Origin of the sequence: Janthinobacterium sp. Mn2066 (assembly GCF_049319705.1) — a bacterium.
GTDB lineage: Bacteria > Pseudomonadota > Gammaproteobacteria > Burkholderiales > Burkholderiaceae_D > Janthinobacterium.
Window position 1 is genome coordinate 294,222 of the sequence record NZ_JBMOUF010000006.1, and the last position, 23,414, is coordinate 317,635.

Genomic DNA, 23,414 nt, shown 5'->3' on the forward strand with positions numbered 1-23,414 from the left:
TGACCATGCCCAAGCCACCGCCGCCCCTGCGCCTGTCCTTGCTGACGCGCTGGACGGCGCTGATCGCTACCCTGATGGTGCTCGGCATGGGCATCGCCCTGCTGCTGTCGCATTTTTTCCCCGGCCAGCCATGGCTGGTGATGGGCCTGTCCCTGCTGTGCGTGGTGCCGATCGCCATCATCACCATCCGCGTCCAGCTGCAAGCGATGCTGTCGCTGTTTCGCGCCTTGAGCGGCACGGTCGCCAGCTACCAGGACGGCGACTTCGCCTTCAGCCTGCGCTGGCCGCAAAACGATGAACTGGCCGACCTGGTCGACGCCCATAACACGCTGGGCGACGTGCTGCGCAAGCAGCGCCTGGACCTGGTGCAGCGCGAACTGCTGCTCGACACCATGGTCCAAAATACGCCGGTCGCCATGCTGCTGGTGGCAGAAGGCAGCGCCATCGTGTATGCCAACCTGGCTGCGCGCCAGTTGCTGCACCAGGGCCGCCGCCTGGAGGGGCAGCGGCTGGCAGACATCGTGCAGCAATCCTCGCCGGCGCTGGCCGATGCACTGGCGCGCGGCCACGACGGCCTGTTTGCCAGCGGTGAAGGGGAAGAGGAAGAGGTGTATCACCTGGCGCGGCGCCGCTTCAGCCTGAATGGCCGCAAGCACGAACTGCTGCTGCTGCGCCAGCTGACGCATGAACTGCGCCGCCAGGAAGTGCAAACCTGGAAAAAAGTCATCCGTGTGATCAGCCATGAATTGAACAATTCGCTGGCGCCGCTGGCTTCGCTGGCCCATTCCGGCGCTGAGCTGGTACGGCGTGGCCAGACCGAACGGTTGCCGCAAATCCTGGCCACGATCGAAGAGCGCACGCGGCACCTGGAAAGCTTCATCCTTGGCTACGCCAGCTTTGCCAAGCTGCCCACGCCGCGCCTGGGCAGCTGCGACTGGCCAGCGTTTCTCGATACGCTGGCCTCGCAGATTCCATTCACGCTCGATGGCCAGCCGCCCGCGCAGCCAGCCATTTTCGATGCGGCGCAGATGCAGCAAGCGCTGCTCAACCTGCTCAAGAACGCGCGCGAATCGGGTTCCCGGCCACAGTACATCAGCCTGCACGTCAGCCAGGCCCTGGGGCAGTTGCGCATCGAAGTGCGCGACCGTGGCCCCGGCATGAGTGCCGCCGTGCTGGAAAACGCGCTGGTGCCCTTTTACTCCACAAAACGCAGCGGCACCGGCCTGGGCCTGGCGCTGGCGCGCGAAATCGCCGAAGCCCATGGCGGCCGCATCACCCTGTCCAACCGCGACGGCGGCGGCCTGGCCGTGGCCATGATCCTGCCTGTAGGCGAAGGAAACAATTAGCGATTTGATTGCTTTTAAAATATTTATTTGTATTAAAAATACATCATTTGAATTCCTGTCGGAAATAATCTGCGAAGCTCCGCCCCGTAGTTAGCAATAAGCTATTTACTCATCTGTTTCGATTTATAAATACATTATTGACAATAAAAAGTCTTGCCGATAAGGTAATCGCAGGCGTGCTTCCAGCTGAACTCGCCACTTATCGAAACTATCTTTGCGGGGCAAACATGAAACTACAATCACTGATACTGGCAGCCGTGCTTGCCGTGTCGGCTGGCGGCGTGTATGCCGCCGACAACAAGACTGTCGACGTCACGCTGGCGGGCAGCGCACCCCAGTGGACTGCCCATTTTGGCGCAGACCATGTCGCCGACAGTTTTATCGACACCTTTACCTTTGGCCCGGCGACCGGCGACTTTCTCGTCAATGGCGGCTTCGTCAATGTCAGCGTGAACCGCAACCAATTCATCGAATTCCTGTCGGCGACCCTGAATGGGGTGGCGCTGCAGCTGTATACCACCAATGGCGGCGGCACGACTTTTTCCGGCGCCGCGTCGATCGGCGACCTGGCCACGACCGCACCGCTGGTGCTGACCATTACCGGCATCTCGCGCGGGATTGCCAGCTATGGCGGCAACTTCAACATCGTGGCCGTGCCGGAACCGGCAACCTACGGCATGCTGTTGGCCGGGCTGGGCCTGATCGGCTATGCGGTGCGCCGGCGCCGCAGCTGAGGCCTACCGAGGAAAAGACGCTGCGGCGTCTTTTTTTTGCGGGCTGCTACACTGGCGCCATGCATACCGACTTCACCAACAACAGCAATACCGCTTTCAGCCATCCGGACCACCCGCCCGCCACCATCACCGAACACCGCGGCATCCGCTACCTGCACCTGGGAACCAAGTGGGTGCAGGGCGCCATGCGCATCGACAAACCCGACGCCATCGAGCTCGAATACGTGCAGATGATGATGATGTGGATGCTGTTCAAGACGCAGCCCAAACGCATCGTGCAGCTGGGCCTGGGCAGCGCCGCGCTGACCAAGTTCAGCTACCGCCGCTTTCCTGATGCCAGCGTGGCAGTGGCCGAACTCAATCCCAACATCATCGCCATCTGCGGCGCCCAGTTCGCGCTGCCGCCGAATGACGCGCGCCTCGACGTGCGTGAAATGAATGCGCTCGACTTCGTGCTCGACACAGGCAATCACGGCACGGTCGATGTGCTGCAAGTGGATTTGTACGATGAGGAAGCACGCGGCCCCGTGCTCGACACGCCCGAGTTTTATCAGGCCTGCTTCGACTGCCTGACTGACGACGGCATCATGACCACCAATGTGTTTGGCGACTTCGATCGCTACGACAAGAATCTGCAGGCGATGGAGCTGGTATTCGACGCCGTCGTCTGGGTGCCTGAACTGCAGGATGAAAACATCGTCGTGCTGGCCTTCAAGAAATCGCCCTCGCTCGATTTCAGCGAGCTGTACGAACGCGCCGCGGCCATCAAGAAACAGTACAACCTGCCCGCCAAGAACTGGGTCAACGGCTTGAAGCAGTGGATGCTGGATCAGCAGTAAATCAAGGCCCCCAGCTGGCGTGCCAGTCCGTCCATGTTCTCGGCCGGTACCTGCGAATAGCCAAGCAGAAAACCGTTCCAGCCGGGACGTTCTGCCGTGGCGTGGGCGCCCAGCGCGAGCGCCACGATGCCGGCCCGCGCGGCGCGCCGGCTCAGCGCAAGGTCATCGCATGCGGGGTCGTCAAAGCGCAGCGCCAGGTGCATGCCAGCCGCGCCGCCATGCACGCTGGCGCCTGCACATGCATGGCACAGCAACGCCTCTGACAAGGCATCGCGGCGCTGCTGATATAAGCGGCGCATGCGCCGCACATGGCGCGCAAACAGGCCGCTGCGCAGGAAGTCGGCCAGCGCCAGCTGCTCTGCTGCGCGACCGCGCACGGCGCACTGCGCCTGCATCTGTGCAAACACCGTGGCCAGCATCGCCGGCACCACGATGAAGGCGATCCGCAGCGCGGGGAACATGGTCTTGCTGAAGGTGCCCAGATACACCACCGGCGCATCGTTCACCAGGCCCTGCATGGCTGCCAACGGTGGCCCGCCATGGCGAAATTCGCTGTCGTAATCATCTTCCAGGATCAGCGCGCCGGCCGCGCGCGCGCGTTCGAGCAGGACCATGCGGCGCGCCGGACTCAGTACGCTGCCGGTCGGATATTGATGCGAGGGCGTGGTGTAGATCAGGCGCGGCGGCGTAGCGATCCAGTCATTGTCGCTGGACGCCATGCCATCGGCGTCGACCGGGATGCCGACCACGTCCAGGCCAGCCGCGCGCCCTGCCGCCAGCGCGCCGCCATAACCGGGATGCTCGATCCACAAGGTGTCGCCCTGGTCGGCAAACGCGCGCAGACACACTTCCAGGCTGCTCTGCGTGCCATCCGTGATGAACACCTGGCCCGCATCGCAGACCACGCCGCGGGCGGCGCGCAAATGCTCGGCAATCGCCACGCGCAGCTGCGGTTCGCCGGCCGGGTCGCCATAATTGAGCTGGCGCGGCGAGATGGCGCGCCAGGCCCGGTCCAGCATGCGCCGCCATTGCATCAAAGGGAAGGCGTCGAGCGCCGGCACGCCCGGTGCAAACGCGCCCATCACGTCGGCCGGAAACACCACCGATGCATTACTATCCTGCCCGGCCACCCCGCGCAAATGCGTGGCGCGGCGCGACAGGCCTCCTTGCAAACTGCTTCCCGCGGATGAAACAGCCACGCCGGCGCTGCCAGCGACGACCGTGCCGCTCCGGCCTGCCACCACAAACCCTTCGCTGGCCAACTGTTCATAGGCATACAGCACCGTATTGCGCGCCAGGCCCAGTTCCTGTGCCAGCACGCGCGTGGCCGCCAGGCGCATGCCGGGCGACAGCTGGCCCGTGCGGATGGCCGTGCGCAGGCATTCGTGCAACAGGCGCTGGCGCGGCCAGCCCCGCTCGCGGTGCCCACGCTGGAAGGTAGCGAACAGCAGGCTGTAGTCCATGGCACTTCCCTCTGCATCGTGGCTCTAAATTATTACCTGGTTCTGGATCTTTTTTCAGAACCAGCCAGCGATTATAGTGCGCGCTCTGCCATTCAACCACAGGACTGCCGCCATGACCGACCACACTATCGCCCCCTCTCCTCCCAGTCTGCGCACCCGCGTGCGCCGCGTGGCCGAACTGGCCCGCTACGACCAGGCCATCCTGCACGCCATCCTCGACGATGCCTACCTGTGCCATATCGCCTTTCACGATAGCCTCGGCAGCCATTGCATACCGACCGCCTGCTGGCGCATCGGCGGGCATCTGTACATCCATGGCTCAAACGGCAGCCGCATGCTCAAGCGCCTGCTGGACGGTGGCGACGCCTGCGTGACGGTCACCCATCTCGACGGCCTGGTGCTGGCCCGCTCCGCCTTCAACCACACCATGAATTACCGTTCGGCGATGATCTATGGCCAATTTGAAAAAATCGATGACATCGCCCTGCAGCATGCAGCCATGGAAGCGCTGATGGACAAGCTGGCGCCGGGCCGCCAGGCGCAGGTGCGTGGCGGCAGCGACAAGGAATATGCCGCCACCACGGTGCTGCGCATCGCCCTCGATGAATGCGCCGTCAAGCAGCGCAGCGGCGGCCCGCAAGATGACGAGGCGGACCTGGCGCAGATGGTATGGGTGGGACAGCTGCCCTTCACGCACGGCCGTGGCCAGCCCATCGCCGATGTGCCGTGCGCCAGCGAGGCGCCCGCCTATGTCACGGCGTGGCCAACACAATCCGCTTGACCCGCACGCGTGCTTGCCTGATGATCAGGATTGATGGCGATAGCCGCCAACCGATTCCCCAACATATGGAGCACACGATGAGCAAGCGAGTATCCCTGGCCGTGGTAGTGGCCGCCATGCTGGCCTGCGGCAGCGGCGCTGCAGTGGCTGCCGATAGCGGCGACGCAGCCCTGAAGGCGGCGATTGCCGGCAGCACGCGCACGCCGGCCAATGCAGCACGCGATGGCGCCCGCCACCCTTACGAGACGCTGGCCTTCTTCGGCATCAAGCCGACCATGACGGTGGTGGAACTGGCGCCAGGCGGCGGCTGGTACACGGAAATCCTGGGCCCGTATCTGCACGACCATGGCAAGCTGATCGCCGCTGGCAGCGACCCGCAGTCGGCCAGCGAAGGCGCGCGCAAAAGCGCGGCCCGTTTCCAGCAAAAGCTCGATGCCAATCCGGCCGCCTACGGCAAGGTGGAAATCGGCGCCTTCGCTCCGCCCACCACCTACCGCATCGCCCCCAAGGGCACGGCCGACATGGTGCTCACCTTCCGCAATATCCATAACTGGATACCGATCGGCGAAGACGGGATGAAAACGCTGTTCAAGGAAGTCTACGACAGCCTGAAACCGGGCGGCGTGTTCGGCGTCGTCGAGCACCGCCTGCCCGCCAGCAAGGTACAGGATGCGCAGGCCAGCACCGGCTACATGCATGAAGCGTATGTGATACGCCTGGTCGAAAGCGCGGGCTTCAAGCTGGCCGCCAAGTCGGAAATCAACGCCAATCCCAAGGACAATGCCGAGCACCAGGGCGGCGTCTGGGCACTGCCGCCCACCTATGCCAACAACGACACCGACCGCGCCAAATACACTGCCATCGGCGAGAGCGACCGCATGACCCTGAAGTTCGTCAAACCGTAATGCCTGAACGGCGGCACGCCGATATGGCGTGCCGCCGTCCTTCTGCCCAAGCGGCTGTCTTACACGAAAATGCCGTACACGCCACAAAAGCGCGATACCACCCAGCATTGGTCCATATTATCGTCCACCGTGCATGCGATTGATGCCTTCATGCATTCAAGACGCGTCGGCTGCGCATACGCAGTACCCAGGGCGCCTGCCAGGCCGACTGCGGTAGCGAACAACAAGAACGCCTTTTTCATATTCAGCATATCGATTCCAATCCCGAAGAGTTCAGTTCTTATAAAAACCAGGGCTAGCTGTCCTGGCTGCCTTATACGTGGATGCCATACACGCCGCACAGGCGCTTCACCAGTGCGCAGCCATTCTGATCGCCTTCATTAAGACAGGCATCGCGGGCTTCTTCACACGTTTCGCGCGTCGGCAGGGCATAGGCGGTGGAACTGAGGGCGCCAGCAAAACCGACGGCGGCGCAAAAGACAAAGACGGCTTTCTTTACATTGATCATTTTTATTCCATTCCCAAAGTGTTGAGTCGTTATAAAAACCATTGAAAGACGGACAAACCAGCCACCAGAAATCGTCTATCGATAGACGTTCGGCGCATGGAAATAGTAGCACCAAGGAAAGTTATTAAATACGCAAACAGGAAAACAAGATAATGTTTATTTGTTAAATATTTTCATGAAATAAAAAATGGCTTATCGCCCAGTCAACGCGCATTTAGATGGCGAGGGACGAAAAAAAACCGCAGGCCAGGCTGCGGTTCTTGTATGCATCGTGTATCGCCCTGCTTATTTCTTCGCTTCCCTGGCTTTTACCGGCACCAGGTTCAAATCCTGGAAGTCATAGCTGAAATCCGTCTCGGCCGAGACAGGCGCCATCTTCACGCGGTCGATGCTGCCATCCGGGTTCAGCGAGAACGTCACATAGGCGTCGGCGTTGAAGTTGCGCTCTTTCCAGCGCACGATGAAGGTATCGTGCTGGAAGTGTTCCAGCTCGCCCGTCAGGTCCGGCGTGCGCGTGAAGCTGAGGATCTGCTTCTTGCCTTCATGCCTGATCACGACCTTGCCATACCAGGCGTCTTCGTATTCGCCGTCATAGGACGCCAGCGGCAGTGAAGGCTGCGATTTTGCGGCGCGCGCGCTCGAAGCATTGCCGACCTTCTTGACTTCGGCTTCGTGCTGGTCCTGCTCCACCTTGGCCACCAGCTTGATCCAGTCGGACGGCGCCGCATTCAGGTAATGGTCGAGGATGCGCCATTGCAGCGCCGTCATCGAACCGCCATTCTCGGCATTGGTCAGGATCGCCACGCCCAGTTTCGCTTCCGGCACCATCACCACGCGCGAATAAAAGCCTTGCAGTGCGCCGCCATGCATGGCCACTTTCATGCCCTTGTAGTCGCGCAGTTGGAAGCCCAGGCCATACGCGCTGAAGTTCGGCTTGGTCGCGGCCAGCGCCGGTTTCGGCTCGCTGATTTTCACCGGCGTTTGCTCGGACCACATTTCGCGGCCCTGCTTTTCACTGAACAGGCGCGCTTCCTTGCCATCCTTGTCTTTCACGCCGGCGATCTTGCCGCCATCGAGCAGCACCATCATCCACTTGGCGATATCTTCCGCATTCGTGTTGATGCCGACGGCGCCCACGGCGTTCGGTACCGGCATCGATTTGACGGCGGCGATCTTGCCATTGATCTTGCTGTGCGCGTTGGCGACGTCGGGATTGCCCGCGTTTTCCGCCAGGCTGGTGGTAGTACCGGTCATGCCCAGCGGCGCGAGGATGCGTTCATGCACGGCCTCGCCCCAGGTCTTGCCCGTCTTTTCAGCGATGATCTTGCCGGCGACGATGTACAGCAGATTGTCGTAGGCATAGCTGCTGCGGAAACTCGTGGCCGGGCGGATGTAGCGCAGCTTTTCGATGATTTCATCGGTGCTGAAGGTGGTGGTCGGCCACCACAGCAAGTCGCCGGCGCCCAGGCCCAGGCCGCTGCGGTGCGTCAGCAGGTCGCGGATGGTCATGGCGCCCGTGACGTAGGAATCGTACATCTGGAAACCGGGCAAATGCTTGGTCACCGGATCGTCCCAGGCCAGCTTGCCTTCGTCGACCAGCATCGACAGCGCAGCGGCCGTAAAGCCCTTCGAGTTGGACGCCACTTCGAACAAGGTCCTGGCGTCGACCGGTGCCGGATCGCCCAGCTTGCGCACGCCAAAACCCTTGGCCGTAATAACCTTGCCATCCTTGACGATGGCGATCGCGATGCCGGGCACATCGAAAGTTTTCAGGGCGCTGTTGACATCCTGGTCCAGGTCGAAGGCAGGTACTGCCGCTGCTGTACCAGCGACGGCAGGCACGGTATCGGCGGCCATGGCCGGCAGGGTGACGCTGGAAAACGCCAACACGATGGCGGCGCTAATACCTTGTAGTTTATGCATATTCTTCATCAGTTCAATCTCCTGGAATCGATCAACGTGCTTGCGCGGCCATCAGTTTGTCGACGCTTTCCTGCGTCACAGGATGATAGCGTTCACGCGCCTTGGCGTACACCTGCCTGGCCCACGCATCGCCTTGCGGCGTCTTCATCAGCGCGCCATACAGGGGCACGACGAACTTCTGGCGGCCCACGCTCAGCAGGAATGCCTGCAGCGGCTCGTGCACGTCATAGCCGGCGTTCACGGACGCCAGGTAGAAGCGGTACGCCACTTCATTGTTGCCGCTCTTGCCCACGCCATACACCTGGTCCAGTTCGCGCATCTGCGCAGCGCTGGCCTTGCCGTTGATATCGTTCAGGAAGTGCATCGATTCGAGGGCTACCCACTTGTCCATGCCCAGTTCTTTGGTCGGCAGTTCACCTTTCAGCCAGGCGTCACGGTGCTGGTCCAGCAGGGTCAAACGCGGCGAGACCACATGCTGCGCGCTGGCCGGAATGCCGGTGCCATACAGCCAGTCGTTCAATTCGGCTTCCGGCATCACGCCCGGATGCTGCGCCAGCAGATTCTTGCGCAGGTAATCGACAAACTGGTCGGTCGTCACGCTCTGGAAAGCATGCTGGTCGAACCAGCCGCGCAGGAAGGTATCGAACACGGCGCGGCCGGCGCGGTGCTCCATGGTGGCCAGGAACCAGGCGCCCTTCGGATAAATGATGCCGTCATCGGTATAGGTTTCCGATGGATTGGCGTCCGCATCGCGCGAGACCAGCGCTGTTTTGGCGGCCGGCAGTTCGCGGATTTCGGCGGCCAGTTCTTCCTGGTCCACCTGCACGCCCATCTGCGCCACTTCGCTGCCGTACAGCTGCTCGACGATGCGCGTGGTGACGTAGGTGGTGAAGCCTTCGTTGAGCCACATATGCTTCCACGAAGCGTTGGTGACCAGGTTGCCCGACCACGAGTGGGCCAGTTCATGCGCGATCAGATCGACCAGGCTGCGGTCGCCCGCGATCATGGTTGGCGTGAGGAAGGTCAGGCGCGGGTTTTCCATGCCGCCGTAAGGGAACGATGGCGGCAGCACGATCATGTCGTAACGGCCCCAGCGATACGGACCATACAGCGACTCGGCCGCCTTGATCATTTTTTCCGTATCGGCCAGCTCGTATTCGGCCGCCTTGATGCGCGGCGGTTCCGCATACACGGCCGAACGGGGCCCCAGCTTGCGTACGTCCAGTTCGCCGATGGCGATCGCCAGCAGATACGAAGGAATCGGCTGCGGCATCCTGAACTTCCAGCCCCCCTTGCCGGTCGCCTTTTCATCATTCTCGGCGCTCATCACGACGCGCATGCCCGCTGGCGCATCGATGCGCGCGCTGTAGGTGAAGCGCACGGCTGGCGTATCTTGCGACGGCACCCACGAACGGGCGTTGATGCTTTGCGACTGGCTGAACATGAAAGGCAGCTTGCCCGACATGGTTTGCTGCGGCGTGAGCCACTGCAGCGCGATGGCGCCTGGCGCCGTGTGGTAATACACGCGCACTTTTTCAGGCTGGCCGGTAGTGGTGATGCGCAGCGCCTGGCCCTTTTCCGGGTCAAGCTTATCCAATTGATACGGCGCCATCTGCCAAACACCGCGCTTGTCCTGCACCTGCACCTTGGCGATCGCCAGGTCGCGCGTATCGAGCACCAGGGTAGTGGCTGCCGGATCGATCCACTTCAGCGACAGTTCGGCATAGCCGGACAGGGTCTTTTGCTTGAAGTCGGCTTTCAGGTCCAGTTGCAGGTCGCGCGTGCGTACCTGGTCGTAGCGCGCATAGCTGAGAGGATCGGCGTGCGCGGCCAGGGTCGCCTGGCACAGTAGCGCACAGCCCAGCGCGCGCAGGAAGGTCAAAGTTTGCATGGTCGTCTTTTGAATGATTGCGAAAGCACCGGCAAGTGTACGCCGGGCGTCGCGCAGAATAGCACTTCCGGCGCGACGCTGGCGGAAAAATCCACGTCCCGGGATTTTTGGAGGGCTGGTGCGCGTGATTGCATAAATATATAAAATATTGTATATTGCAACCATGGACGGCGCCAAACCAGTGGTGTTCAGAGGCAGCTCGCTTGCGGATCTGCGCGGCTTTCCACAGCCCGCGAAAAATGAAGCAGGCTACCAGCTACATCAAATCCAGCATGGGCAAGATGCGGATGACTGGAAACCCATGAAAACGATAGGCCCTGGCGCCAATGAAATTCGTATTCGCGATAGCTCTGGTGCCTTCCGCGTCATCTATGTGGCTAAATTTATGGATGTAATCTATGTCCTGCATTGTTTCCAGAAAAAATCTCAGCGAACCAGCCAGATGGATATTCATCTGGCTCAATCACGCTACAAGGACTTATTAAAAGAACTCAAAATGAAGGAGCTCAACGTATGAGCCAAGAAAAATTCTCCAGCATCTGGGACGCTATCGCCGACACGCCAGATGCCAGCGCCAATCTGCATGTGCGTGCCGAACTGATGATGGCGCTGAAAAACCATCTCACCCGCAGCGGTTTGACCCAAATAGAGGCTGCCAAGGTTTTCGGTGTGACCCAGCCGCGCATCTCCGATCTCTTGCGCGGCAAGATCAACCTTTTCTCCATCGATACCCTCGTCAATATGGCGGCGGCAGCGGGCATGCGGGTAGCCTTGCAACTGGAGCTGGCAGCGTAAGCATCTCACCGCCTATTTGGCCTCCACGCCCTTCAACGGCGTATTGAAATCCTTCATCAGATTATTCTTGTCGCGGTCCTGCTTGAACAGTTCCAGGCGCGATGGCGTCACTTTGCGCGGCCAGGCATTGTTGCTGGTGTCGATGTCGGCCGTTTCCCAGTACGGGTCCTGCACCAGCCCCACCATGGGTTCATCGGTGATAATCACCTTGCTGATCTTTTTCGGGCTATAGCGCCACACTTCGGCCGGTACGCGCTCGACGATCTTCTTGCCGCTGGCCAGTGTGATTTCCAGGATCAGCGGCATCACCAGCCCGCCCAGGTTGGAAAAATCGACCAGGTAGAGATGCTTGCCCTGGGCGCGCTGCTCCAGCAGCTGGCGCTCCCACGGTTCCAGTCCCTCACGCTCTTCCAGATAAGCGTTGCGGTCCTTGTTGGTGACGGTATAGTCGTCGTGCTCGTTATAGAAATCCTTGAGTGCCGGGTCGCTATCGACTTTCTTCGGCAGCAGCTTGTTGCGCTGGCTGGATATCGAGATGGGCTGGGCAGCCTTCTGCGCTTTTTTCCACGCCTTTTCGATCTCGGGATCCTTCGTGCTGACGCCATATTCGCTGATGCCATCGATGCTGATATCGACCGCGTCGGTCGTATAAAACCAGCCGCGCCAGAACCAGTCCAGGTCGGTGCCGGACGCATCCTTCATGGTGCGGAAAAAGTCGGCGGGTGTCGGCCGCTTGAACTTCCAGCGGCGCGCATATTCCTTGAAGGCGAAGTCGAACAGCTCGCGTCCCAGGATGGTTTCGCGCAGGATATTGAGGGCGGTAGCCGGCTTGTCGTAGGCATTCTGCGGCAGCAGCAATACCGACTCGGGATTGGTCATGATCGGCACCTGATTCTGGCTGCGCATAGTGTCGACGATCTTGCGCGGTTCGCCATTCCAGGACGGGTAATCCTCTTCCCAGGCCTGCTCGGCCAGGTACTGCAAAAACGAGTTGATACCCTCGTCCATCCAGGCCCACTGGCGTTCATCGGAATTGACCACCATGGGGAAATAATTATGGCCCACCTCATGGATGATCACGCTGATCAAGTCATATTTCGCCGTCTTCGAATACGTGACGGCGCCCGTCTTCTTGTCTTTCACGGGACGCCCGCCATTGAACGAAATCATCGGATACTCCATGCCGCCCACCGCGCCGTTGACGGAAATCGCGTTCGGATAGGGATAATCAAAACTGTACTTGTTGTACTGCTCGATGGCGTGCACCACCGCGCGCGTGCTGTATTGCTGCCACAAGGGATTGCCCTCTTTCGGATAAAACGACATGGCCATCACGCGCTTGCCGCCGCTGTCGAGTCCCTGCGCATCCCAGATGAATTTACGGCTGGACGCCCACGCCACGTCGCGCACATTGACCGCCTTGAAGTGCCAGGTTTTGGTATCCGTGCTGCGCCTTCTTTCAGCCGCCAGCGCTTCTTCCGGCGTAATCACCAGCAGCGGCGTCGCGCTGTTTTTCGCTTTTGCCAGGCGTTCGCGCTGCACTGCGCTCAGCACCGTGGACGCGTTCTGCAACTCGCCCGTGGCAGCCACCACATGGTCGGCGGGCACTGTCAGGTACAGTTCGTAGTCGCCAAATTCCAGCGCAAATTCACCGGTGCCCAGGTACTGCTTGTTTTGCCAGCCCACCGCGTCATAGTAGGCAGCCATGCGGGGGAACCACTGTGCGATCTGGAAAATCGTATTGTCTTCCTCCGGGAAGTGCTCGTAGCCGGAACGCTCGACCAGCACCTTCTGGTCATTGATGTTGTAGGACCAGGCGATAGTAAAACTGATACTCTGGCCAGGCGCCAGCGCCACCGGCAAATCGATGCGCAGCATGGTCTGGTTGATGACGTAAGGCAGGGGCTTGCCGGCATCCGACGTCACGGCGCTCAAGTTAAAGCCGCCATCGAATGCGCGGCCCGCGTGGATCGCCCGTAAATCCTCGAACTTCAGCGCTTCATCCTCATTGCCACTCAACCAGGCCTGGCGCGACGGCGCGCTCAGGACACGGCGCTGGTCGGCATCCTTGCGTATGCCATTCTGGTCCAGCTGCAGCCACAGGTAATTCAGGCTGTCGGGCGAGCGATTGTGATAGGTGATCTTTTCGCTGGCCGTGATGGCGCGGCGCTTTTCATCGAGCGTTGCGTGGATCACATAGTCGGCACGCTGCTGCCAGTAGGCGTGACCGGGCGCACCGGACGCCGTGCGATAGGTGTTCGGCGTGGGCAGGATTTCTTCCAGCTGGCGAAACATGTCGTCGAACGGCGGGGCGCCGGCACACAGGCCGGGCAAAGCGGTCAACCACAGCAGACAAGGGAGCAGAGCGCGCAAGTTAAAAGACACCGGAGAACGCATGGACAGTCCATAGGATAGTTGAAAAAACAAGATCCATTTTAAGTCCAGCCTGTTTTCAAAACGATCATTTTCTGTGTTGTCGGCAGCTGACAACAGGCGCTTGCCGCACTGGCGCGAAAGCGGCCATCGGCGTATGATTCGCCTCGAACATTGGGGAGTAGTCGTCTTGCGGTCCTGCCGCGGGAACCTGTATCAACATAATTGGCCCGCAGGCCATGGTGCAGGTGGTTGAAAAACTTGACGAGACCATTGATCCAGGGCGGCCGCATGGGCCGGAGTCGCCCGTGGATCATTGGTTAATTCGTCCGGCCCACGTACCTCTTGCAATCTCATGGAAGCATTCCTCATCTCCACCGGCATCGTCGGTCTCGCTGAAATCGGCGACAAAACCCAACTCCTGGCCTTCCTGCTGGCCGCCAAATTCCGCAAACCCCTGCCTATCGTGCTGGCGATACTGGCCGCCACCATCGTCAACCATGCCTTTGCCGCCGCCGTCGGCGCCTGGATCACCAGCATGCTGGGGCCCGATGTGCTGCGCTGGGTGCTGGGCGTCTCCTTCCTCGTGATGGCGGCCTGGACCCTGATCCCGGACAAGATCGATGAAGACGACACCAAGCTGGCCAAATATGGCGTGTTCCTGACCACCCTGATCGCCTTCTTCATGGCGGAAATGGGCGACAAGACGCAAGTGGCGACGGTTGCCCTGGCAGCCCGCTACCACGACGTCTATTCCGTCGTGCTGGGCACCACCGTCGGCATGATGCTGGCCAATGTACCGGCCGTCTACCTGGGCGACAGGATCGCCAACAAGGTCTCGCTGCCGCTGGTGCACGGCATCGCGGCCATCGTCTTCGCCATCCTGGGCGTGGCGACCTTGCTGGGTGCAGGCAAGCTGCTGGGTTTTTAGATCCTTAACAGCACGCTGTATTCCCGCCCCTCGTCAAGCAGGGGGATGCTGTCGCCGTCCACTGCCACGCCATCGAGCGACAGGCCGGTTTGCTGGCCCTGGGCTTTTTCGATGGTGATGGCATAACTGCTGGCGCCGTAGCGGTAATGCAGCTTGTAGCGATCCCAGCCGGCTGGCATGCATGGCCTGATGTGCAATTGATTACCTTCGCGCGTCAGGCCCAATAACGACTCGACGATCAGCCGGTACAGCCAGCCCGACGACCCCGTGTACCAGCTCCAGCCACCGCGCCCCACGTGGGGCGCCACGGCGTACACGTCGGCCGTCACCACATACGGTTCGACCTTGTAGCGCGCCGTCGCCTTTGCGTCGGCGCCGTGGCGCACCGGATTGATCATGCGCAGCAGCTCCCACGCCTTCTCTCCTTCGCCCAGCCGGGCAAAGGCCATCGCCGTCCAGATGGCGGCGTGCGTGTACTGACCGCCATTTTCGCGCACGCCGGGCACGTAGCCACGGATGTAACCCGGGTTGAGGGCGGATTTATCGAACGGCGGATCAAGCAATTGAATCACACCCGAATCGCGGCGTACCAGGCGTGCATCGACCTGGCGCATGGCGCCAGCCACGCGTTCCTTGTTGGCTGCACCTGACAACACGCCCCAGCTTTGCGAGATGGAATCGATCTGGCATTCTTCATTCTCGTGCGATCCCAGCGGCGTGCCATCATCGAAATAAGCGCGCCGGTACCATTCGCCGTCCCAGGCGTTGGCTTCGACATTGGCCGCCAGTTTCACCGCCTCATCTCGACAGAACTGGGCAAACGTTGCGTCGCCGCGCAGCACGGCCACTTCGGCAAAACGCTGCAGCACTTCATACAGGAAGAAGGCCAGCCACACGCTTTCACCCTTGCCGTGTTCGCCCACCTTATCCATGCCGTCATTCCAGTCGCAAGAGCCCATCAGCGGCAAACCGTGCACGCCCATGCGCAAGCCGTGGCGTATGGCCCGCACGCAGTGTTCGTACAGGTCGGCCGATTCGCCCGAACGCACCGGCAGGTCGTAGTACGAATCTTCTTCCGGCTTGACGGCGCGCCCCTCGATAAACGGCGCTACTTCAGACAAGACATTCAGGTCGCCGGTAGCGATCACATAGCGGCAGGTCGCCAGCGGCAGCCACAGGTAATCGTCCGAGCAATGCGTGCGCACGCCCCGGTCCGCTGGCGGATGCCACCAGTGCTGCACGTCGCCTTCCACGAACTGGTGGGCAGCGCACAGCAGCAGATGGCCACGCAGCAGTTGCGGGGCAGTGTGCACCATCGCCATCGCATCCTGCAACTGGTCGCGGAAACCATAGGCGCCGCCGGACTGGTAGTAGCCGCTGCGCGCCCACAGCCGGCAGGCGATGGTCTGGTACATCAGCCAGCCATTGGCGATCACGTCCAGCGATGGCTCCGGCGTTTCGATGCGCACGGCGCCCAAGGTGGTGTCCCAGTAGGCGCGTACTTTTTCCAGCGTGCTGCGGGCCGTCTCCTTGCCGACATAACGCTGCACCATGGTGCTGGCATCGGCATTGCGGCGCCCGCCCACGCCGAGGATAAAGACGATTTCGCGCTCCTGGCCCGGTTGCAGTTCAAATGGCACCTGGATCGCCGCGCACGGGTCCAGGCCCGTGCCCGCCTTGCCGGATAAACGCACCCGGCGCAAGGCGGCTGGCTGCGCCATGCTGCCATTGCGGCCGATGAATTCATTGCGGTCGCAGGTGATGGAGCGGATGCTGGCGTCGGTGTTGAAAAAGCCGACACGGCCCGAAAACTCCGTGTTGTAGTTATTGCGCGCAAACAGGGCGCCGCTGACGGTGTCGACCTCGGTCACCGCGTGCATGCTGGACTTGGGACGCAAATCGGCCAGCACCCATTCCACATACCCCGTGACGGACAAACGGCGCGGCACGCCGCTGTCATTGCGCACCTTGATCACCGAATATTTGATGGCGGCGTCCAGCGCCACATAGGTGGTCAGCTCGGTGGTGACGCCCCCTTCGCTGTGCTCGAACACGCTGTAGCCGAAGCCGTGGCGCGTCACGTAATCGCCGCTGCCCCGTGCCGGCAGGGCCGCTGGCGACCAGAAATGCCCGCTCTGCTCATCGCGCACATAAAACGCTTCGCCCGACAGATCCGACACCGGGTCGTTATGCCATGGCGTGAGGCGAAATTCATGCGCATTTTCGCTCCAGGTATACGCCTGGCCGCTCTCGGACACCACCGTGCCGAATTGGGCGTTGGCCAGCACATTCGACCACGGCGCCGGGGTCTGCTGCGTATCGCTGGTGGTGATCACATATTCGCGGCCATCGGGGGTAAAACCACCGAGGCCGTTTTCCAGGATCAGTTCGCGCTCTGCCGCGCGGTGCGGCAGCGACGGCTGTTCGCGGCTGGTGTCCTGCATCAAAGGCGGCATGCGCAGCACGGGGCTGGCAGGCCGCTTGACCTGCTCGGCCAGGGTGCCGCGCGTATCGCTGATGATGGCGCGCGCCACCGATTGCAGCAGGATGCGGTCTTCATTGGCGATCTGTTCGGCCAGGCGCACGAAAATGCCACCCGGCCGGTCGACCGCCTGCGCATCGATGCCGGAAGCAATCAGGCCCATGATCTGGTCGTGCAGCAGCTGGCGGTAGCCCGACTGGTCTTCGTACCAGATCACCAGGTCCACCACCAGACCTTTCAGCCGCCAATACGCGTGCGCCTGCACCATCTGGCGCGCCAGTTCGATATTGGCCGGATCGCGTATCTGCAGCAGCACGATGGGCAAGTCGCCCGAAATCGCATACGCCCACAGTCCGGACTGGCCGCGCTGGTTCTTGATCAGGACACTCGCTTCGGCGCGCAGCGCGGCATTCGGATAAATCACCGCATTGGCCAGGCGCGCATACAGCTGCGCGTCGCCTTCGCTGGCATTGAGCTGGCGCAGCACCACCTGGCTATGCGTCCACGCCAGTTCGAACACGCGGTCGGCCAGATGGCGGTCCTGGTATTTGTCGATCAGGTGCAGCGCCGCATCGCGCTGCTCGGCCATGCCGGTCACGCTATCGACGGTGATGGCCTGGTCCGGCTCCAGGGTGATCACATAGCGGATCGCCACGATGGGATCGAGCACGGAACCCTGGCCACCGCTCAAGGGGCCGCTTTCCTGCAGCGCCAGCGGCAGTTGCGCCGTGTTGCCACGGCCGATGAAGCGTGCACGGTCCGTCTCGAACGACACTCCATAACGGTCAGCGTCATGCACCGTCATCACATGCAGCAGCCACGGCATCTGCTCGTCTTTCGAGCGGGGACGGCGCGTGCATAAAATGGCATTTTCCTGCGGCAGGATTTCCGTCTGCACGAACAGCTTGCTAAAGGCGGGATGGGCGGCATCGGCCGGCGCCGGCGCCATCACCACTTCGGCATAACTGGTGATTTCTATGTGCCGCTGGCGGTTCGAATTATTGCTGATGCGCGTGCGGCGGATTTCGATATCGTCCTCGGGCGAGACGACGATTTCCGTGTACAGGTCCAGGCCATGGTCGGAGCGGCGGAACTCGGCGCGCCCTTCCGAAAAAATCACTTCGTATTTTTTCGGATCGACCAGGGTCGGCTGGTACGTGGTCGACCAGACGGCGTCGTCGTCGAGGTCGCGCAGGTAGCAGAAATTGCCCCAGTGATCGCGCGTGCTGTCTTCGCGCCAGCGCGTCACGGACAAGTCTTTCCAGCGGCTGTAGCTGCCGCCCGCATTGCTGACCATCACGTGATAGCGGCCATTCGACAGCAGCTGCGTTTCGGGTACGGCGCTGTTGGCTTGCGTGAGGATACGCATCGGCATGGTCTGCTCGGCCGCGCCACTGCGCAGCACGGCCAGTTCAGCCGTGTTCGAATAAAAGGCGCCCGCCTGCGGCGTGCGTTCCTGCAGCACCAGCAAGGCCGATTGCAGCAGCGGATCGGACTCGAAACGGCGCTGCATCGGGCGGTCGTGCAGCAGGTAGCTGAGGGCCAGGAAACCCATGCCCTGGTGGTGCACCATGAACGAGCGGATCACGGCGCTGCCCTGCCCGCGCGGCAAACGCGCCGTGGTGAAATCGACGGCCTCGAAGAAACCATAACGGCCCATATAGCCGGCCGCCTGCATGCGCTGCAGGTTCAGGCACGACGCTTCCGGCTGCACCATCAAGCCCATCATCGAGGCATACGGCGCGATCACCAGGTCGTCGGCCAGGCCCCGCTTCAAGCCCAGGCCCGGCACGCCAAAGGCACGGTACTGGTAATTGAGGCTGGCGTCGACCGTGTTGTAGCCGGACTCGGAAACGCCCCACGGCACGTCGCGCTGGCGGCCATAATCGATCTGCGCCTCGATCACGGAGTGATAGGTCTGGTCGAGCAGGGTATTCGGGTAGTTCGGCATCACCAGCAGCGGCATCAGATACTCGAACATCGAGCCGCTCCACGACAGCAGCACCGGCTGGCCAGCCACCATGCACAGTTGCCGGCCCAGCGCAAACCAGTGCTCTTGCGGCAACTGGCCCTGGGCGATGGCGATGAAACTGGCCAGGCGCACTTCAGACGCCAGCAAGTCGTAATAACTGGGGTCGAGACGCCGCTCGCTGACGTTGTAGCCAATCGAGAGCAGCTTGGTCGACGGGTTGTACAGGAAGGCGTATTCGATCTGCGCAAAGTCGCGCGCCTGGCTTGCCGCCTGGGCGATGTCGCGCAACTGGCGGTTCGCCTGTTCGCGCCCCTGCGCCAGCAAGGCTGCCAGTTCCTGCGGCGTGCCGTCGGGCGCTTCCATGTTCGCCAGTTCGCGCAGGGTGGGCACGCGCTCAAAGGCCGCGTCCAGTCCCGATTGCGCGGACCACGGCGCCAGCAACAGCAGTTCGGCCAGGGCGGTGCGGCACTGGCGCGCCAGCGCGCCCGACCACATCGCCGACTCGCCGTCGGTATCGCCATCCGGCAGCGCCTGCGACAGCAGCGTTTCCGCCGCCTCGCTGGCCCGCTGCAGATAGGCATGCCACGCCGGCAGGGTGTCCGGTGCAGCGTTTTTTTGCAGCAGGACCAGTGCATCGCGTATCACGGGCACTGCGCGGCCGTGGCCCTCGGCGATCAGGGATTGCTGCAGCACTTGCGCGGTGGTGGCGATACCGTGGACCAGTTGTGCGCCGAAGATGGGCGCGTCATACAGTTCCACCAGCCCCGGCTGCAAGGTCATCAGGTGGCCGGACAGGTTGCCGCTGTCCACCGTCGAGATATACATGGGCTGCAGCGCTTTCATCGTCTGCGTGTCGTACCAGTTATAGAAATGGCCCTGGTAGCGTTCCAGCTCGCCCATGCTGCGCAAGGTGGCGCGGCTGCGCTCGACCAGCTGGCCCATGGTCAGATAGCCGAAATCGTAGGCGCTCAGGTTGGCCAGCAAGGCCAGGCCGATATTGGTCGGCGAGGTGCGGTGGGCCACCACCTGGGTCGGATGCTCCTGCATGTTATCGGGCGGCAGCCAGTGGTCGTCGGGGCCGACAAAGGTCTCGAAATACGCCCAGGTCTTGCGCGCCACGCCATGCAAAAAGACGCCCTGCTCGGCCGACAGGCGCGCCACGGCGCGCTCGATGGGACGGCTGATCCACCAGGCGATGGCCGGCGCGGCTAGCCACAGCAGCAGGATCACAAAGGCGGCCGGCAAGGCTTGCGGACGCCAGTACAGCAAGCCACCGGTGGCCAGCAGCGCCAGCACGGGCGAGCACCACATGGCTTGCCAGCTATCGCTTTGCCGGCCGGTGGACGTATGCAGATTCGAGGCACGCCAGTCGAGCAGATGCTTGTGCGACACGCCCAGGCGCCACAGCGTGCGGACAATCGCATCGAGGCTGACATAGGCTTCGTAGGGCAGGAACACCAGGGTCAGCATGGCGTGTGAAAACTGCACGCTAGCGCGCCGCTCAAACGCGGCCAGATGCTGGCGCCATAAGGTGTCGCGCGGCTTGCGCAGCAAATCGTAGAGCGCCGACACCACCGGCGGCAGGAAGATGATGGCCAGCACGGCCACGCTCCAGAACGCCACTTGCGGCATCACCGCCCAGACCAGCAGCAAGGACAAGGTCGTGGCGGGCGCCACCACGCTGCGGCGCAGGTTATCGAACAGCTTCCAGCGCGACAGCATCGACAGGGGATTGCGTTCGCGCTTGCCGGCACGGCCAGGCACGCGGCCCAGCAGCCAGCCGATCAATTGCCAGTCGCCGCGTATCCAGCGCTGGCGGCGGCTCACGTCGGCGTCATAGCGGGCCGGATATTCTTCGTACAGTTGCGAGTCGCTGAGCAGGCCTGCGCGCAGATAACAGCCTTCCAGCAAATCGTGGCTGAGGATTTTATTGTCGGGCAGGCGCTGGCCCAGCACGCGCTCGAACATGTCGAGATCGTAGATGCCCTTGCCGATGAACGAGCCTTCATAAAACACATCCTGGTACAGGTCGGACACCGTGCGCGTGTACGGGTCGATACCCGGTTCGCCGCCGCACAGCAGTTCGTAGCGCGAAGCGTTTGCGCTGGGCAGCGCTACGGCCACGCGCGGCTGCAGGATACCGTAGCCAGCCACCACGCGGGTGCCGGCCGCATCGAGCACTGGCCGGTTCAGCGGGTGCATCATGGTGGCGATCAGCTGGCGCGCCGCGTCGCGCGGCAGCTGCGTATCGGTGTCCAGCGTGATCACGTATTTGATGGTGCGCAGGCCGCGCAATTCGCCTTCCACCAGGCTGAATTTATCGCGTCCTTCACCGCGTAAAAAGGCGTTCAGGTCCGACAGCTTGCCCCGTTTGCGCTCCTGCCCCATCCACGCATTTTGCTGCGAGTTCCACAGGCGGGGCCGGTGCAGCAGCAGGAAAGGGCCCACCTGGCCCAGGTCTGCACGCTCGGCCGGATCGCCGTTTTCCTTGTACGGCTGGCCTTCCACGCGGTATTTGTCATTCAGGCTGCGGATGATTTCCTGCGCCTGCTGCAGCAAGGCCGCATCGCCAGGCAAAGTCTGCGTGGGCGCATCGACAAAATCCGTCAGCAGGCAGAAACGCAGGTTAGGGTCGCGGTTGGCCAGGTAGCGCACTTCCAGCGCTTCGCATAGCTGCGCCACATTCTCGGCGCTGTACAACAGCGTCGGCACGACCACGATGCCGCGCGCATCGGACGGCAAGCCGCCCGTGTAATCCATGCGCGGCAAGGGGTGCGGCGACGTCAGCAAGGTCGCCACCCAGTTCACCACCGCCACGGCCAGCTGGCTGCTGCCCAGCACGCACAAGACGCCCACCAGCGCCAGCAGCCAGCCATGCACGCCGTTGCGGGCAGCATGGTCGAGCAAGAGTGCAGTGGCGGCCAGGGTCACGAAAGCGATCGAGCCCAGGTAGACGGCCAGCGGCGCCGCACGCGCCGTATGCTGCAGCGCCTCGATGAAAGGCAGTTTGGCGCCGGCCTGTTTTTCCAGTATCAAGACACCCTTGTCGACCAGGTAAAAGCCGATATGGGCGCGGCGGACATCGTTGCCGTTGCCATGCGTGTGCGCCAGCTGCACCGCCATTTCCGCCACTTCCACTTCGCTGCGCTCACTGCGCTTGGCGATACGCTCGATGGCGTGCCGGTAACTGTCGCGCGTGGCGAAATCCATCGCGCCATAGGTGCCGGCCGGGTCCAGGCGCAAGGTTTGCTCGACCACGCTCATGGTCTCGACGAATTCCTGCCAATCCATGGTGCCCAGGAAGCGCAGGCTGACGATACTGTTCGAGATCGAGACCTGGTCCGCCGCCTGCTGTCCGATCTCGGCCTGGATCTGCTGCTCTATCGTCAGCCCCGATTCGGCCAGGCGGTGCGTCAGCCACGACAGGGCCAGGGTCAGCGACGCGCTTTGCCCTTGCAGGCGGCGCGCCAGTTCGGCCACGAAGGCGCTGGTGATGGGCGGATTCGAGCGCGCCATGTCGGCCACCAGCAGGATCAGGCCACTGGGATTGCGCTCGGCGATCTCCGTCATCTGGTCGGCCCAGGTATTGGCCAGGTCGCGCTGCATGCGGTCGTCGGCTACGCGCGCGGCCACGCGGCGCAGGTTTTCAATCAGCGCCAGGCGCAGCATGATGGGCACGGCCCACAGTTCGCCCAGGGTCAGGGTCGCCACATCTTGATACGCCTCGACGAAATGGCACAGGTTTTCCAGGTCCACATGGCCATCGCCATGCGAAATGATTTCCAGCGCAATCTTGTAGACGCGGGGACAACCGACATCGAGGCCCGACGTCAGGCGTGGCAATTCCTTGCTGTAATTTTTCGGCAGATGGCGGCGCGTGGTGCGGATCTGCTCTTCGATCAGGTAAAAATTATCGAGCAGCCATTCCGAGGCGGGCGTAACCTGGCGCCCGCTTTTCACGGTGGCAGTCAACTCATTGACGGTGGCCGTGATCAGGGCCGCGTTATCGGCCAGGCGCGCCAGCAAGCGGTCTCGGCCATGGCGCCTGCCCACCGCATGGCCGATGGCCACGTTCTTGCCATGGGCCGCCATTTGCATGGCGCTGAACAATTCCGAACGCAGCGGCAAGTCGTCGTCGCGCGCGGTGTCGAACATGAAGGAGGAAGGGGATGGGTCTTGAAAAACGTCTTTGAGACGGGACAGTTTTTCCTTGACGGCGGCGGTGTACTCTTTCAACTTGGGCCTCGCTCGGTGCGCGCATAACATGATGAGCCGCAAGCAACGGTGCGCCACCGTCGTGTCTGAGGTGGAAAACGTAGCGCCGTGGCGTGGCGGTCTATCTCGGGGTTAGGGAGATTTTCTGAACTTCATCGTAGGGGTGCGTGCCGCGCAAGACCGTGCGCTAGCGTACAAAGCCCGCGCATTATCGCTCTGTCGTGGAGGAAATTCGGCGGGGAGAATACGGAAAGAT

The 23,414-nt window shown here is 62.0% G+C and carries 14 protein-coding genes and 1 riboswitch; of the genes, 8 read left to right on the forward strand and 6 right to left on the reverse strand.

Annotation, left to right across the window (positions count from 1 at the left end; genetic code table 11):
• The first annotated feature begins 5 nt into the window (after positions 1-5).
• The 3 genes from ACL9RI_RS13930 to ACL9RI_RS13940 all read left to right on the forward strand — a co-directional run bounded on the left by ACL9RI_RS13930 (position 6) and on the right by ACL9RI_RS13940 (position 2,919).
• Positions 6-1,346 carry a sensor histidine kinase gene (locus ACL9RI_RS13930; protein ID WP_422727136.1) on the forward strand — a complete coding sequence of 447 codons (1,341 nt, stop codon included), beginning with the start codon at positions 6-8 and terminating at the stop codon, positions 1,344-1,346.
• 227 nt (positions 1,347-1,573) lie between these two features.
• Complete coding sequence (locus ACL9RI_RS13935) at positions 1,574-2,080, forward strand: FxDxF family PEP-CTERM protein (RefSeq protein WP_422727137.1); 507 nt, start codon at positions 1,574-1,576, stop codon at positions 2,078-2,080.
• 59 nt (positions 2,081-2,139) lie between these two features.
• Entirely contained in the window at positions 2,140-2,919 is a 780-nt protein-coding gene (locus ACL9RI_RS13940; protein ID WP_422727138.1) for a spermidine synthase, read from the forward strand.
• Here ACL9RI_RS13940 and ACL9RI_RS13945 read toward each other — a convergent pair.
• Positions 2,910-4,382, reverse strand: a complete 1,473-nt coding sequence (locus ACL9RI_RS13945; RefSeq protein ID WP_422727139.1) for a PLP-dependent aminotransferase family protein — start codon at positions 4,380-4,382, stop codon at positions 2,910-2,912. The two genes, ACL9RI_RS13940 and ACL9RI_RS13945, sit on opposite strands and share 10 nt — an antisense overlap.
• A gap of 112 nt (positions 4,383-4,494) precedes the next feature.
• Here ACL9RI_RS13945 and ACL9RI_RS13950 point away from each other — a divergent pair, with 112 nt between their 5' ends.
• Together ACL9RI_RS13950 and ACL9RI_RS13955 are read left to right on the forward strand one after the other, a co-directional pair.
• Positions 4,495-5,163, forward strand: coding sequence for a pyridoxamine 5'-phosphate oxidase family protein (locus ACL9RI_RS13950; RefSeq protein WP_422727140.1), 669 nt, complete (start codon positions 4,495-4,497; stop codon positions 5,161-5,163).
• Positions 5,164-5,240: 77 nt separating this feature from the next.
• Complete coding sequence (locus ACL9RI_RS13955) at positions 5,241-6,068, forward strand: class I SAM-dependent methyltransferase (RefSeq protein ID WP_422727141.1); 828 nt, start codon at positions 5,241-5,243, stop codon at positions 6,066-6,068.
• Between the two features lie 313 nt (positions 6,069-6,381).
• On the opposite strand, the gene ACL9RI_RS13960 is transcribed toward ACL9RI_RS13955, so the two are convergent.
• The 3 genes from ACL9RI_RS13960 to ACL9RI_RS13970 all read right to left on the reverse strand — a co-directional run bounded on the left by ACL9RI_RS13960 (position 6,382) and on the right by ACL9RI_RS13970 (position 10,390).
• Complete coding sequence (locus ACL9RI_RS13960; protein WP_422727142.1) at positions 6,382-6,576, reverse strand: hypothetical protein; 195 nt, start codon at positions 6,574-6,576, stop codon at positions 6,382-6,384.
• Between the two features lie 285 nt (positions 6,577-6,861).
• The gene (locus tag ACL9RI_RS13965) at positions 6,862-8,508 is read right to left on the reverse strand and encodes a serine hydrolase (RefSeq protein WP_422727143.1); all 1,647 of its coding nucleotides are present in this window, start codon (positions 8,506-8,508) and stop codon (positions 6,862-6,864) included.
• 22 nt (positions 8,509-8,530) lie between these two features.
• Positions 8,531-10,390 carry a M1 family metallopeptidase gene (locus ACL9RI_RS13970; protein WP_422727144.1) on the reverse strand — a complete coding sequence of 620 codons (1,860 nt, stop codon included), beginning with the start codon at positions 10,388-10,390 and terminating at the stop codon, positions 8,531-8,533.
• 163 nt (positions 10,391-10,553) lie between these two features.
• Between ACL9RI_RS13970 and ACL9RI_RS13975 the strand changes: the two genes are divergently transcribed.
• Together ACL9RI_RS13975 and ACL9RI_RS13980 are read left to right on the forward strand one after the other, a co-directional pair.
• Entirely contained in the window at positions 10,554-10,907 is a 354-nt protein-coding gene (locus ACL9RI_RS13975) for a type II toxin-antitoxin system RelE/ParE family toxin (protein WP_422727145.1), read from the forward strand.
• Positions 10,904-11,185 carry a helix-turn-helix domain-containing protein gene (locus tag ACL9RI_RS13980; RefSeq protein ID WP_422727146.1) on the forward strand — a complete coding sequence of 94 codons (282 nt, stop codon included), beginning with the start codon at positions 10,904-10,906 and terminating at the stop codon, positions 11,183-11,185. The genes ACL9RI_RS13975 and ACL9RI_RS13980 overlap by 4 nt, the downstream gene beginning before the upstream one ends.
• A 12-nt stretch (positions 11,186-11,197) precedes the next feature.
• Here ACL9RI_RS13980 and ACL9RI_RS13985 read toward each other — a convergent pair whose 3' ends face one another.
• Positions 11,198-13,480: a M1 family metallopeptidase gene (locus ACL9RI_RS13985; protein WP_422727240.1), complete on the reverse strand. Its 2,283-nt coding sequence runs from the start codon at positions 13,478-13,480 to the stop codon at positions 11,198-11,200.
• Positions 13,481-13,722: 242 nt separating this feature from the next.
• Positions 13,723-13,905: riboswitch (yybP-ykoY riboswitch) on the forward strand.
• An 8-nt stretch (positions 13,906-13,913) separates the two neighbouring features.
• Here ACL9RI_RS13985 and ACL9RI_RS13990 point away from each other — a divergent pair.
• On the forward strand, positions 13,914-14,489 hold the full coding sequence (locus ACL9RI_RS13990) for a TMEM165/GDT1 family protein (protein WP_422727147.1): 576 nt from the start codon (positions 13,914-13,916) through the stop codon (positions 14,487-14,489).
• Here the strand turns inward: ACL9RI_RS13990 and ACL9RI_RS13995 are convergent.
• Positions 14,486-23,098, reverse strand: a complete 8,613-nt coding sequence (locus ACL9RI_RS13995; RefSeq protein WP_422727241.1) for a GH36-type glycosyl hydrolase domain-containing protein — start codon at positions 23,096-23,098, stop codon at positions 14,486-14,488. The two genes, ACL9RI_RS13990 and ACL9RI_RS13995, sit on opposite strands and share 4 nt — an antisense overlap.
• Between the last annotated feature and the right edge of the window lie 316 nt (positions 23,099-23,414).

Bases quoted from the DNA above. Each gene is read 5' to 3' on its own strand.
- ACL9RI_RS13965 (WP_422727143.1), bottom strand. From the start codon at position 8,508: ATGAAGAATATGCATAAACTACAAGGTATTAGCGCCGCCATCGTGTTG.
- ACL9RI_RS13970 (WP_422727144.1), bottom strand. From the start codon at position 10,390: ATGCAAACTTTGACCTTCCTGCGCGCGCTGGGCTGTGCGCTACTGTGC.
- ACL9RI_RS13985 (WP_422727240.1), bottom strand. From the start codon at position 13,480: ATGTTTCGCCAGCTGGAAGAAATCCTGCCCACGCCGAACACCTATCGC.
- ACL9RI_RS13955 (WP_422727141.1), top strand. From the start codon at position 5,241: ATGAGCAAGCGAGTATCCCTGGCCGTGGTAGTGGCCGCCATGCTGGCC.
- ACL9RI_RS13995 (WP_422727241.1), bottom strand. From the start codon at position 23,098: ATGTTCGACACCGCGCGCGACGACGACTTGCCGCTGCGTTCGGAATTG.
- ACL9RI_RS13930 (WP_422727136.1), top strand. From the start codon at position 6: ATGCCCAAGCCACCGCCGCCCCTGCGCCTGTCCTTGCTGACGCGCTGG.
- ACL9RI_RS13975 (WP_422727145.1), top strand. From the start codon at position 10,554: ATGGACGGCGCCAAACCAGTGGTGTTCAGAGGCAGCTCGCTTGCGGAT.
- ACL9RI_RS13940 (WP_422727138.1), top strand. From the start codon at position 2,140: ATGCATACCGACTTCACCAACAACAGCAATACCGCTTTCAGCCATCCG.
- ACL9RI_RS13990 (WP_422727147.1), top strand. From the start codon at position 13,914: ATGGAAGCATTCCTCATCTCCACCGGCATCGTCGGTCTCGCTGAAATC.
- ACL9RI_RS13945 (WP_422727139.1), bottom strand. From the start codon at position 4,382: ATGGACTACAGCCTGCTGTTCGCTACCTTCCAGCGTGGGCACCGCGAG.
- ACL9RI_RS13935 (WP_422727137.1), top strand. From the start codon at position 1,574: ATGAAACTACAATCACTGATACTGGCAGCCGTGCTTGCCGTGTCGGCT.
- ACL9RI_RS13950 (WP_422727140.1), top strand. From the start codon at position 4,495: ATGACCGACCACACTATCGCCCCCTCTCCTCCCAGTCTGCGCACCCGC.
- ACL9RI_RS13960 (WP_422727142.1), bottom strand. From the start codon at position 6,576: ATGATCAATGTAAAGAAAGCCGTCTTTGTCTTTTGCGCCGCCGTCGGT.
- ACL9RI_RS13980 (WP_422727146.1), top strand. From the start codon at position 10,904: ATGAGCCAAGAAAAATTCTCCAGCATCTGGGACGCTATCGCCGACACG.